The sequence below is a fragment of the Sphingobium sp. FG11 genome (genome assembly GCF_057809915.1).
Window position 1 is genome coordinate 35,063 of sequence record NZ_JBMDKW010000016.1, and the last position, 11,690, is coordinate 46,752.

At 68.1% G+C, this 11,690-nt stretch carries 10 protein-coding genes; 4 read left to right on the plus strand and 6 right to left on the minus strand.

Annotated features, from left to right (window positions below; genetic code table 11):
- Position 1: 1 nt before the first annotated feature.
- The 4 genes from ACODSN_RS13455 to ACODSN_RS13470 form a co-directional block, all read right to left on the minus strand.
- A complete protein-coding gene (locus tag ACODSN_RS13455) occupies positions 2-3,445 on the minus strand; it encodes a chromosome segregation SMC family protein (protein ID WP_489055998.1) in 3,444 nt (1,147 codons plus the stop codon).
- Positions 3,446-3,525: 80 nt separating this feature from the next.
- A complete protein-coding gene (locus tag ACODSN_RS13460) occupies positions 3,526-4,260 on the minus strand; it encodes a DsbA family protein (RefSeq protein WP_489055999.1) in 735 nt (244 codons plus the stop codon).
- A gap of 49 nt (positions 4,261-4,309) precedes the next feature.
- On the minus strand, positions 4,310-5,002 hold the full coding sequence (locus tag ACODSN_RS13465) for a thioredoxin domain-containing protein (RefSeq protein ID WP_489056000.1): 693 nt from the start codon (positions 5,000-5,002) through the stop codon (positions 4,310-4,312).
- Positions 5,003-5,042: 40 nt separating this feature from the next.
- Positions 5,043-5,597 (minus strand): DUF721 domain-containing protein, encoded by a 555-nt coding sequence (locus tag ACODSN_RS13470; protein ID WP_489056001.1) that lies wholly within the window; start codon positions 5,595-5,597, stop codon positions 5,043-5,045.
- Between the two features lie 26 nt (positions 5,598-5,623).
- On the opposite strand from ACODSN_RS13470, the gene ACODSN_RS13475 reads away from it, so the two are divergent.
- From ACODSN_RS13475 to ACODSN_RS13490, 4 genes are all read left to right on the plus strand, one after another.
- The gene (locus tag ACODSN_RS13475; RefSeq protein WP_489056002.1) at positions 5,624-6,694 is read left to right on the plus strand and encodes an A/G-specific adenine glycosylase; all 1,071 of its coding nucleotides are present in this window, start codon (positions 5,624-5,626) and stop codon (positions 6,692-6,694) included.
- The gene (nudC, locus tag ACODSN_RS13480) at positions 6,681-7,592 is read left to right on the plus strand and encodes an NAD(+) diphosphatase (RefSeq protein ID WP_489056003.1); all 912 of its coding nucleotides are present in this window, start codon (positions 6,681-6,683) and stop codon (positions 7,590-7,592) included. Before ACODSN_RS13475 ends, nudC begins: the two co-directional genes overlap by 14 nt.
- Positions 7,593-7,680: 88 nt before the next feature.
- On the plus strand, positions 7,681-9,027 hold the full coding sequence (locus ACODSN_RS13485) for a TldD/PmbA family protein (protein ID WP_489056004.1): 1,347 nt from the start codon (positions 7,681-7,683) through the stop codon (positions 9,025-9,027).
- Positions 9,014-9,811, plus strand: a complete 798-nt coding sequence (locus tag ACODSN_RS13490) for a 3'(2'),5'-bisphosphate nucleotidase CysQ (RefSeq protein ID WP_489056005.1) — start codon at positions 9,014-9,016, stop codon at positions 9,809-9,811. Before ACODSN_RS13485 ends, ACODSN_RS13490 begins: the two co-directional genes overlap by 14 nt.
- Positions 9,812-9,821: 10 nt before the next feature.
- Here ACODSN_RS13490 and ACODSN_RS13495 read toward each other — a convergent pair whose 3' ends face one another.
- A complete protein-coding gene (locus tag ACODSN_RS13495) occupies positions 9,822-10,334 on the minus strand; it encodes a hypothetical protein (RefSeq protein ID WP_489056006.1) in 513 nt (170 codons plus the stop codon).
- A gap of 62 nt (positions 10,335-10,396) precedes the next feature.
- Complete coding sequence (purD, locus tag ACODSN_RS13500) at positions 10,397-11,683, minus strand: phosphoribosylamine--glycine ligase (protein WP_489056007.1); 1,287 nt, start codon at positions 11,681-11,683, stop codon at positions 10,397-10,399.
- Between the last annotated feature and the right edge of the window lie 7 nt (positions 11,684-11,690).

The window sequence follows — 11,690 nt, forward strand, 5'->3', positions numbered from 1 at the left end:
CCTATTCGGCCGCCAGCAATGATTCCGCGCCGTCCAGATTTACCGAAACCAACCGGCTAACCCCCGGCTCCACCATGGTCACGCCGAACAGCCGGTGCATCCGCGCCATGGTGACGGCATTATGGGTGACGATCAGATAGCGGGTCCGCGTCTGTTCCACCATTGCGTCAAGCAGGTCGCAGAAGCGCTCGACATTGGCGTCGTCCAGCGGCGCATCCACCTCGTCCAGCACACAGATCGGCGCGGGATTGGTCAGGAACAGGCCAAAGACCAGCGCGACGGCGGTCAGCGCCTGCTCGCCGCCGGACAACAGGGTGAGCGTAGCGAGCTTCTTGCCCGGCGGCTGGGCCATGATCTCCAACCCCGCCTCCAGCGGATCGTCGCTGTCGATGAGGGCCAGATGCGCCTGCCCGCCGTTGAACAGCGTCGTGAACAGCCGGCGGAAATGGCCATCCACCGCCTCGAACGCGGCGAGCAACCTTTGCCGCCCTTCGCGATTGAGGCTGCCGATCGAGCCGCGCAGCCGGTTGATCGCCTGCGTCAATTCTTCGCTTTCGGCCCGGCTCGTCGCCTGCGTCGCTTCGAGTTCGACCAGTTCCTGCGCCGCGACCAGATTGACCGGCCCGATCCGCTCGCGTTCGGCGGACAGGCGATCATGCTCGGCCTGTTCGGTCTGCGACAGGCGGATATCGGCGCTGTCGAAACCGATCCGTTCGGGCAGCAGCGGCGGGGGACATTCGAACCGTTCGCCCGACTGCCGCCCGGTCTCGATCCGCCGTTCGTCCGCCGCCTCAGCCCGCGCAACCGCGCCTGCCCGCGCCTCCCGCGCAGCGCTCGACGCTTCGTTCGCCTGTGCTGCCCGCGCCTCGCACTGTTTGAGCTGCCGCTCGGCCTCCGTCTCGGCGAGCCGTGCCTGTTCGGCCTGTTCGGCCAGCGACGCGCCTTCGCTGGCCAACGCCGCGATTGCCGATTCGAGTGTGGCGGGCTGATGCTCGATGCTGCTGCGGTCCACCGCGATCGCCTCGCCGCGCGCCACCATGGCGGCGATCCGTTTCGCCGCTTCGCCCGCTCGTCCGCGCCAGCGCCTGATCTCGCCTTCTGCCGCCGCCGCCTGTTCGCGGTCGCCCGCCAGGCTGCGATCCGCCAGTGCCCGGTCCGCCTGCAACTGGCTGACCGTGAGCCGCGCCTTTTCGCTCGCCAGCGTCAGCGCGGCAACCAGCGCGCGGGTTTCGCCGCCATCGGGCATCGATGCGCGCGCCGCGAGCGCAATGTCGTGGTCTGTGGCGGCCGCTCGCTCGTCGCGCCGCGTCTCGACCAGCCGTTCCTCGATCCCCTCGCGCCGACCGGCGAGACGCTCCAGCGCCGTCACCGCCTGATCGGCGGCGCGCAGGGCCGAGCGTAGCCGTTGATCGGCTTCCCCCGATGCCGCGCGTGCCGCCGTCAGCGCCTGCACCGCCGCGCGTTCGGCCTGCCCGGCGGTAGTCTGCGCGGCCTGCGCCGCATCCACATCGGCCTGCAAAGACGGCCGCGCTCCCTCGATAGCGTCCAGCCGGTTGAGCCGGATCAGCCGCTCTGCCGCCGCCGCACCACCCTCGCGCGCGACATAGCCGTCCCAACGCCGCATCACGCCATCGGTCGTCACCAGTCGCTGGCCGACCTCCAGCGGCTGGCCTTCGTCGGTCGCAGCCACCCCGATCTGCGCCAGTCGCCGCGCCAGTTCCGGCGGCGCGGTCACATGGCGGGAGAGAGGAGAGCATCCGGCCGGAAGCGGGGGGTCCTTAGCCGTCCGCTCCGCCCCCGCCCATCGCCGCGCACCGTCGAGGGCGATCGGCGCTTCGAGATCATCGCCCAGCGCCGCCGCCAGCGCGCGCTCATAGCCGGGTGCCGCCTTCAGCCGATCCAGCGCGCGCTCCCGACCGCCGCCGCTGCTGTCCACCGCGCGCCGGAGCGCCGCCGCTTCGCTATCCAGCGCCGCCAGCGCAGCGCAAGCACCCGCCAGCGCAGATTCGGCCAGCGCGCGGCGGGCGCTCGCATCCTGCCGTGCGGCCTCGGTCGCCGCGATTTGCGCCTCCGCTGCCTCACGCTCCGTCGCGGCGAGACGCTGCGTTTCGATCGCCAGATCGCGCTGCGCCTCGATCGGCGCGATTGCGGGCAAGGCCGCCGCTTCCCCCTCCAGTCGCGCAACATCCTGGCGGCATTTGTCGAGCCGGCCGCGCGCAGCGGCCAGCGCGGCGTCGGCGACCCGCAACTCGGCCTGCTCGCCCGCCTGCCGGGCCATCGCCTTCGCCAGATCCAGTTCGGCATCGCGCGCCAGCGCCTCGGCTTGCGCGATCCGGCTGGCCAGATCGGGCTGCGCGGCCTCCGTTTCCATGATCCGCGTGCGGAGCGACTGGGCTTCCCCGGTCAACCGGGCGATCGCTTCCGCCGCGTCATTGGCGAGCGTCCCTTCGCGGTCGCGGTCCTCCGCCAGCCTTTCCATTTGCGCGGCAAGGTCTGCAACGCGGCGGATGGCGGCGTCCCTCTGCGTGCGCAGCGCGGCAAGCCTGTGCCCCGCTTCACTGGCAGCGTCCCGCGCGATCCCGGCGGCGGCGCGGCTTTGGGCCAGCGTTTCGACCGCCGCACTGGCCTGTCCGGCGGCGCTGGCCTGCGCCTCCTGCGCGATCGCCACCAGCGCCTCGGCCTGTTTCGCTTCGGCGCGGGCGGCGTCGGCGCTCGCGCTCGCCTCGCGCCACCGGGCGAAGATCACCCGCGCCTCCGCCACCCGTATTTCCGCCGACAGGCGGATATAGCGTTCCGCCGCCCGTGCCTGACGCCGCAAATTGCTGGCGCGGGCATCCATGTCGATCAGGATTTCGTCGAGCCGCGCCAGATTGCCCTCCGCCGCGCGCAATTTCTGTTCGGCGTCGCGGCGGCGCACATGCAGGCCCGCAATCCCCGCCGCTTCCTCCAGCATCGCGCGGCGTTCCTGCGGCCGGGCGGCGATCACCGCGGCAATCCGTCCCTGACTGACGAGCGCCGGGCTGTGCGGGCCGGTCGCGGCGTCGGCAAAGACCAGCGCGATATCCTTCGCCCGCACGTCGCGGCCATTGGCGCGATAGGCGCTGCCCGCGCCGCGCTCGATCCGGCGCATGACCTCCAGTTCGCCGTCGGCGCCGACCTCGACCGCGCCGAACAGTTCGCCCTGTTCCTGCACTGTCAGCATCGACACTTCGGCGAAATCGCGCTGTGGCCGCGTCGCCGTGCCGGCGAAGATCACATCGTCCATGCCGCCGCCGCGCATCGATTTCGCGCTGGATTCGCCCATCACCCAGCGGATGGCCTCCAGCAGATTGGATTTGCCGCAGCCATTGGGACCGACAATGCCGGTGAGGCCAGGGTCGATCCGCAGCTCCGTCGCATCGACGAAGCTTTTGAACCCCGACAGCTTGAGACGCCGGATCTGCATCAGCGCGGGTGCGGGCAGCGGGCGGGCGCTTCCCCCTTAGCGGGCTTCGCCGCCGGACAAGGCAGCCCCCCGCCGCCCAATCAGAGGCCCGCTTCCTTGAGCTTGGGCTTGAGCACCGCCCAGCTTGCAGCGTTTTCCACTACCGCATCGTTGATGATGAAGGTGGGGGTGCCGCTGATTTGATAGCGGCTATTGGCGGCCTCGACCCCCTTGGCCAGCTTTTCGGCAGCAGCGGTGTCGCCGAGGCATTGCTGCGCCTGCGTCTGCGCGATGCCGCGCTGCTTGGCGAAGTCCACCAGACCCACAGCCTCCGCCAGCTGGCCGAAGCGCTGCTTGGGCGGCGCGCTCATCAGCGCCTGATATTTCGCGTCGCCCAGCGCCTGCGCCTTGGCAAACATCGCATTCTGGTTCGTAAAGAATTGTTCGGAAATCGGGTAGAAAATATCCTTGCCGCCGCAACGGGCTAGCAAGGCGGTGGCGATGTCGATCGGATCGCGCACATAGTTGCGAAATTCGTAACTCATCTTGCCCGTATTCACCATGCCGCGGATTTCTTCCGACGCCTCGGCGGAAAAGTCACGGCAATGGCTGCATGTGTAGGAGGCATATTCGGCCAGCTTTATCCTCGCCTGCGGATTGCCCATGATGAAATAACCATCGGGCGAAATGTTGACCGTCTCGGCCCATGTCGTCCCGGCCGGGGGTGCGACGGCGGCGATGGGATCGCCCGAAGGCTTGGGCGATCCGTCGCTCTTGCCGCAAGCGGCGACGGTGAGGCTGAGGGCAAGGGCGAGAAGACCGGGCAGGAGTTTCACGACGCGATTGGCTCCGGATTGTTCGAATGACGGACGGGATTAATTGAGTTCACCGTGATCTAGTGGACTGAGCGGCGGCGGGCAATGCCGCCTGAAGCGTCGCCCAGTCGGAGCCGCCGACAAGCGTCCCGTTGACGGTGAAACTCGGAGTGCCGCCGATCTTGATCTTGTTCCATGCCTCGTCCGTCATGGCGACGATCTGCTTCGTGGCGACCGGATCGTTGATGCACGCATCCAGTTGCGGCGAGGTGAACCCGCGCTTGGCCATTAACGCATAAAGGCCGGTTTTCTGGCCGATGTCGCGCAGCGCCGCCTTCTGATCGGTAGGTCTGGTCGTCGGGTCGCGATCATAGGCTTCGACCTGTTCCAGCCATGGCCCCTGATTGGCGAACAGCGCCTCATGATTGCCGAAGAAATGGCGTGGCCCGCCGCACCGGGCGAGCAGCGCTGCCGCCAGATCATATTTGTCGCGCACCGCATTGCGGGCTTCGACGCTGACCTTGCCGCCCTTCACATAACCGGCCTTGAGCGGCGCGGTCGCCTCCCCCACGAAGTGGGCGCAATGCGTGCAGGTGTAGCTGACATATTCCACCAGCCTGGTCGGTGCGGCCGGATTGCCCATCACATGACCGCCGATCGGCGACAGCGCGACGCGGGCGATCCAGTTCGGCGCGGGGCGCGCGGCGATGACGGGCATGGGCAGAAATAGCAGGAGAAGGGCAAGCAGGCGGATTTTCATCATCGGACGGTCCATTATGCGCTCCAACGGCCGGAGCATGCAGTCAGCTGATCTTGGGCAGGCCGCGCGAATTGGCAAGCCCCTGCGCCAGCGATTCGAGCACGGCGCGCAATTCGGGATCACCGATGTCGCGCAGCGAATCACCCAGCTCGACCGGCAAAGGTTTGAGGTTCCGGGGCGGGGGGCGTCGCTCGGCGTCGACGGGCCGGATCTGGCCCTGCCGCATCGCGACTTTGGCGACGGCGGCATAGCCGAAGAAGCGGTTCACCCGCTCGATAATGTCGGGCAATACATGCTGGATCATCGGCGCATGGCCGCTCATTACCGTCAGTTGCAGAGTGCCCTCCGCCTTTTTTCCCACAGGGAAGCGGATCGATTCGGGCGCTGTCACCGCCGCATAATGTGCGCCCACTATGTCGGTCCAGCGGGTGACGATGCTCGACTGGACGAAGCCGAATTTGCGAAAAGCGGCGCGGCCGATCTCCGGCATCAGGTCCGCGATCGCGCGCGGTCCGCCGATTCGCGGCCGTTCGGCAGGCGCGGCCTGACAGCTGGTCGATTTTGCGGCCGGTTTTGGCGAGGCGGGGCGTTCCGTCATGACCCGTACCATGGCATAGGGCGGCCATGCCCGTCGAGATGCCCCGCGCCGAAATCGCCCATGCCCTGCTCGCGCATTATGACATGCACGCCCGCCGCCTGCCCTGGCGAGCGCCGCCGGGCAGCAATGCCGCCGATCCCTATCGGGTGTGGTTGTCGGAAGTGATGCTTCAGCAGACGACCGTGGCTGCGGTCGGTCCCTATTTTGAGCGCTTCACGCAGCGCTGGCCCGATATCGCCGCGCTGGCGGTGAGCGAGGATGCGGACCTGATGGCCGCCTGGGCGGGGCTTGGCTATTATGCGCGGGCACGCAATCTGCTCGCCTGCGCCCGCGCGGTCGTCGCCGATCATGGGGGCGTCTTTCCCGATACGCAAGAAGGGCTGCGGGCGTTGCCGGGGGTCGGAGCCTATACCGCCGCCGCCATCGCCGCCATCGCCTTTGGCCGCCGCGCGGTCGTGGTCGACGCCAATGTCGAACGGGTGGTAGCCCGGCTGTTTGCGATCTCGACGGCCCTGCCGGGGGCGAGGCCCGAAATCCGCGCCGCGACCGACGCGATCACGCCCGATGCGCGGGCGGGCGACTTCGCGCAGGCGATGATGGATCTGGGGGCGACCATCTGCACGCCACGCAATCCCGCTTGCGGCATCTGCCCGCTGCGGGATGGCTGCGCGGCCTTCCGCACCGCCGACCCTGCCGCCTTCCCGGTCAAGGCCGCGAAAAAGGCACGCCCGCACCGGCTGGGCCATGGCTGGTGGATCGAGGATGGCGACGCCCGGATATGGCTGGTGCGGCGGCCCGACAAGGGCCTGCTCGGCGGCATGCGGGGCCTTCCCACATCGGACTGGAGCGCCGCGCCCGACGCGACGCCGCCTGTCGCGGCGCAGTGGACGACGCTGGCCGCGCCGGTCGATCATGTCTTTACCCATTTCTCGCTCGCCCTTGCCATCCATGTCGGGCGGGTGGAGAGCAGTTGCGTTCCGCCCGGTCCCGGTGAATGGTGGCCGATCGCGCATATCGAAGAGGCTGGCCTTCCCACGCTGTTCCGGCGGGCGACAGAGGCGGTGATGCAGGAAAGGGTTAAACATGCACGGCAGTGAGAGCCGCGAAAGGGCAGTGCCGGGCTTCGCCGGTGGCACGATCGACCGGGTCGATCATGTGCGCAGCAATCCCGATCTGCTCGCCCGCGCCTTTGCCTCCCCAGATGCTCGCCTGCTCCTGCTCGACGGCCTCGATCCCGTGGCGCAGGACGGCCATCTGGTGATGACCCCGCTCCCGTCGGCTGCTGTGGTCGCGGATCATGTGCTGTTAGGCATGGACGTGCGGGACCGTCCGATTTTCGCGCGGCTGATGTCGAACCTCCCGCATGGCGCGGCCGGGTCCCCGCGCAGCTGGTCACTCGCCAAGGAGATTTCGGCCGAAGAACTCGCGCTCTTTGGCACCGCGCGCAGTCTGGTCGACTGGCATGCGCGACATGGCTTCTGCGCCAGTTGCGGGGGCGTGACCGCCCCGGAAAAGGCAGGCTGGGCGCGCCGCTGCGGCAGTTGCGGAACCGAGCATTTTCCGCGTGTCGATCCGGTGGCGATCATGCTTGCGGAACATGATGGACGCGTGCTGCTTGGCCGCCAGCCGCGCTTTCCGCCGCGCAGCTATTCGGCGCTGGCCGGCTTCATCGAGCCGGGCGAGACGATCGAGGAAGCGGTCACGCGCGAATTGAAGGAAGAGGCCGGCATTGCCGTCCATTCGGTGCGCTATGTCGCCAGCCAGCCCTGGCCGTTCCCCTCGTCCCTGATGATCGCCTGTATCGCGCAGGCGCAGGACGATAAGCTGACGCTGGACGAGACCGAGATCGAACATGCCTTCTGGTGCGATGCCGCCGGCGTGCGCGCGGCGCTTGCGGGCGATCCCGACGCGCCCTTCGTCGCGCCGCCGCCCATGGCGATCGCCTGGCATCTTTTGACCTGTTGGCTGGAACAGGCGGACACGCTCGTCGCTTGAACCTGCATGTCGCGATCCGTTGCGCCCCATGGTTCGAGCGCGTAAGGCGCGCATAATCCCTTTCCACCCAAGGATCGTCCCAAACATCATGCTCAGCCTCGAAGAAGCCCAGTCGCGCGCGCAGGATCTGGTCAGCGCCGCGCGCAGGGCGGGTGCGGATGCGGCCGATACGCTTTACGTCTGCAACGCGTCGACCAACGTATCGGTGCGTCTGGGCGAGCTGGAGGATGTCGAGCGCTCCGAAGGCGAGGAGATCGGCCTGCGCGTCTTCGTCGGACGGCGTTCGGCGAGCATTTCCGCGTCTGACATGAATCCGGCGACCCTGGGCACGCTGGTCGATCGCGCCATCGCCATGGCGCGCGAGGCGCCGGAGGACCCCTATGCCGGGCTTGCCCCCGAAGACCGGCTGTTGCGCAAGCGCCCGCCCATGCTCGACCTGGCTGACGAGGCGGAACCCGAACCTGCGGCGCTCAAGCAGCGTGCGCTGATCGCCGAGGAAGCCGCACGCGGCGTGCCGGGCATCACCAACAGCGAGGGCGGCGGCGCATCGAGCGGCCGCAGCCAGATGGCGCTCGCCACCAGCCACGGCTTTGCGGGCGCTTATGCGGGCACCAGCCATTCGACCTGGGCGAGCGTGCTGGCGGGCAGCGGATCGGCGATGCAGCGCGATCATGCGAGCCACAGCGTTCGCCATCTGGAGGATATCGACGATGCCGAAGCGATCGGCGTGCGCGCGGGCCAGCGCGCCGTCGCGCGGCTCAACCCGGTCCGGATCGAAAGCGGGGTCCTGCCGATCATCTTCGATCCGCGTGTCGGATCGAGCCTGATCGGACATCTGATCGGCGGCATGGTCGGCCCCGCCATCGCCCGGCGTTCAAGCTTCCTGCTGGACAGTCTGGGACAGGCGCTGTTCAATGCGGGCGTCACCATTATGGACGATCCGCTGCTGGAGCGGGGACTGCGCTCGCGCCCGTTCGATGGTGAAGGATTGCCGACCCGGCCACGCGCCCTGATCGACAAGGGCGTGCTGACCGGCTGGCTGCTCGACAGCGCATCGGCCCGGCAACTGGGGCTTGAACCGACCGGCCACGCCAGCCGGGGCGGCGGCGGACAGCCCGGCGCGGGCGTCACCAACGTCCATATGGAAGCGGGTATGGCGACGCCCGGCGAACTGATGGGCGACGTGCGGCGCGGCATCTATGTGACCGAACTGATCGGCATGGGTGTGAACGGCGTGACGGGCGACTACAGCCGGGGCGCGTCCGGCTTCCTGATCGAAAATGGCGCGGTCGGCCACGCCGTCTCCGAAATCACGATCGCGGGCAACCTCAAGGATATGTTCCGTTCGCTGGTTCCGGCCAACGACCTGCATTTCCGTTACGCGATGAATGTGCCGACGCTGCGAATCGACGGGATGACCATTGCCGGGAGCTGAGGTCGATCTGAACCGTGTCGTTGCGGCGGTGACGCAAGCCGGCGCGCATGCGTTCACGCTCTGGGCGAATGGCGAAACGCGCGTGCGGCAGTGGGAAAAGGAGCCGGGCCACCCGGTGTGCGAGGCCGATCTGGAGGTCGACGCCCTCCTGCGCGGCCTGTTGCGGGACATTGATCCATCGGCGGGCTGGCTGTCGGAAGAGACCGCCGACACGGTGCATCGGCTGGACCAGTCGCGGGTCTGGGTGGTCGATCCGATCGACGGCACGCGCGATTATCTGCGCGGTCGGCCAGGATGGTCGGTTTCGGTCGCGCTGGTCGAGAATAAGGCGGTGCGGATCGGCATCCTCGCCGCACCGGCACGAGGCGAAATCTGGATCGCGCAGGCGGGCGGCGGCGCGACCCGCAACGGCGAGGCACTGCGCGCCGGATCGCGCACGAGCCTGCCGGGCGCACGCGTGCCCGCCGATCAGTTGCCGCGTTCCGAGCGCGATCTCGTCGCCGTTGCCAAGCCCAACAGCATCGCCCTGCGCATGGCAATGGTCGCCGCGGACGAGGCGGATCTGGTCGCGACCCTGCGCTGGGGCAATGAATGGGACGTCGCCGCCGCCGCGCTGATCGTGCAGGAGGCGGGCGGCATCGTCACCGATGCTCTGGGCGCGGGGCTGGCCTTCAATCAGCCGGACCCGACCGCTTTCGGCCTGCTGTGCACCGCACCCGGCATCCATGACGCGGCAGTGGCCCGGCTGGCCCCGCGCGTGCGGGACATTGCGGGCGACGCGTAAGACGCGTTAGCTACAGCTTGCCATATTTGGCTTCGAACCCGGCAACGTCGCCAGCCGCAAGATATCGCGCCTGATCCACCCACTGGTCGCGGACGGCGCGGCCCTTGAACGTGCCGAGCTTCGCGTCGATCGCCATGATGTCGGCATCGGTCCAGCTGGCGATCTGGGCGAAGCGCCGCACACCGAGTTCGATCAGCAGGCTGTTGAGCTTGGGACCGACGCCCTTGAGGTGCAGCAGATCGTCGGGCTGATCCGCGTCTGGCGCGGCGGTTGGAATCGGCTGGGCCTCCTGCATGACCGGATCGGGTGCCGGGGCAGGCGCTGCGGCCACGATCGGCGCAGGCGGTACACTGATCTCCGGCTCCTGGCCCTCCAGCGCAGAGGGCATGGACGACGGCAAGATCTCGTCAGCCTCGACAGGCTCGGATTGCCCGCGCCGCCCCGACAGCAGGAAGATGACGCCGATGATCACGAGCAGCGCGATCAGCAGCCACAGGCCGTAATCGATGAAAAATTCCTGCATGCCTCATATCCTCCCTGTCGGCTCAACCCTGCAAGAGCGCGCCGCGTTCCAGTGTCGCCATGTCAGGCGGTCTCTCCCCGCTCGCGGGCGACTTCGCGCCAGCCAATGTCGCGGCGGCAGAACCCGCCCGGAAAATCGAGCGCATCCACCGCCGCATATGCCGCCTGCTGCGCCGCGCCCACGCTGTCGCCGGTCGCGGTCACATTGAGCACGCGTCCGCCGCTGGCGACGAGCGTGCCATCCTTTTCCGCAGTGCCGGCGTGAAATATCCGGGCGCCGGTCGCTTCCGCCACAGCGATGCCCGCGATCGACCCACCCTTTTCCGGCGTGCCGGGATAGCCCTTCGCCGCCACCACGACGGTCAGTGCGGTGCGCGGCGCCAGTTCGACCGGGCCATATTCGGCCAGATGCCCCTGCGCCACCGCCAGCAGCAGCGAGACCAGATCGCCATCGAAGCGCATCATCAGCACCTGGCATTCCGGGTCGCCGAACCGGGCATTATATTCGATCAGCTTTGGACCGTCCTCGGTCAGCATCAGCCCGGCATAGAGGACGCCCGAATAGGGCATGCCCTCGGCGCTGAGCGTTTCGACCGTGGGGCGAATGATCGTGTCGATCACCCGTGCTTCCAGTTCGGGCGTCAACACTCGCGCGGGGCTGTAGGCACCCATCCCCCCGGTATTGGGTCCGGTGTCGCCATCGCCCACCCGCTTGTGATCCTGCGCCGATCCGAACGGCAAAATCGCCTCGCCATCGGTCAGCGCGAAGAAGCTCGCTTCCTCGCCGGTCATAAACTCTTCGAGCACGACCTCCTCGCCCGCCTTGCCAAACGCACCGGAAAACATCGTGTCGAGCGCGTCGAGCGCTTCGGCCCTCGTCTCCGCGATGATGACGCCCTTGCCAGCCGCCAGCCCGTCGGCCTTGATGACCACCGGCAAGGCGAAATCGTCGAGCGCCGCGATCGCACCGTCCTTGCTGGTCACGCGGACATAGGCGGCGGTCGGGATGTTCGCGCGCTTGCACAGATCCTTGGTGAAGCCCTTCGACCCTTCGAGCTGGGCGGCCTTGCCGCCCGGTCCGAACACCGCCACGCCCATGGTGCGCAAATTGTCGGCAAGGCCGTCGACCAGCGGCCCCTCCGGCCCGATGACGACCAGCCCGATCGAATGGCGGGTGCAGAAATCCAGCACCGCGCGATGATCCGTGGTGTCGATATCGACCAGTTGCGCATGCTGGGCTATGCCGGGGTTACCGGGCGCGGCATAGAGGGTGGAACAGGATGGCGATTGCGCCAGCTTCCACGCCAGCGCATGTTCGCGGCCACCGCCGCCAAGCAAAAGGATGTTCATTTCGCCC